This is a genomic window from Streptomyces hazeniae (assembly GCF_031845485.1).
Lineage (GTDB): Bacteria > Actinomycetota > Actinomycetes > Streptomycetales > Streptomycetaceae > Streptomyces > Streptomyces hazeniae.
In genome coordinates this window covers 1-770 of sequence record NZ_JAVREQ010000075.1, presented here as the reverse complement: position 1 = coordinate 770, position 770 = coordinate 1, and the positions used below count along the sequence as shown (strand labels likewise).

Here is a 770-nt window from a genome sequence, read left to right as displayed (position 1 = left end):
GTGCCCGCCACGAGCTGGGTTTCCTGCAGCACGAAGCCGACGCGGCGGTACAACTCGTCGGCGGACAACGACCGGATGTCTTTGCCGTCCAACCGGATCGACCCCGAGTCGACGTCGTGGAACCGGGCGAGCAGCGCGGCGAGCGTGGACTTCCCCGATCCGGACGGACCGACCAGCGCGGTCACCGTGCCCGGGCGCAAGGTCAGCGACACGTCCTTGATCACCGGGACACTCGGCCGGTACCCGAAGGTCACCCGGTCGAACACCACGGCGCCCGGGGCACCCGGTTCGCCCTCGTTCTCCAGCAGGGCGAGGTCCGCCTCGTCGAGGGCGTTCTGGATGCGGCGGGCGGCCAGCATGCCGCCGCGGATTCCGCCCAGCCCGTAGCCCACACCCAGCAGCCGGACCCCGAATGTGGTGCCCAGCAACAGGAACGGCAGCAGGTCGACCGGATCCATCGAGCCGCCGATGATCATCGGGGTGCCGACCGCGGCGATCAACCACAGGAAGGTGCCGGGCCGGGTGACGAGGTCCATCAGCGACTTCTTGCCGGTGAAGGGACGCTGCCAGCCGACCAGGAAGCCGATGTACTCATCGAGGCGGCGACGGAAACTCGACGAAGCGGCACCGCCGAACACCCGGACGACGGGCTGGCCTTCGAGATAGGCTCCGGCCTCCCCACTCATCCGGTCGGCCCAGCGTTGCGCCTGACCGATCTTGGCACCGGACTGGATGGTCATCACCGACATCAGCACCAGGTAGGTGAGCAC

Annotated in this window: 1 protein-coding gene; it reads right to left on the bottom strand. The window is 68.7% G+C overall.

Going from position 1 to position 770, the window contains the following annotated elements; genetic code table 11:
• Nucleotides 1–770 (bottom strand): ABC transporter ATP-binding protein (locus RM572_RS28635; protein WP_311676287.1); only part of this gene is annotated, 770 nt, incomplete at both ends.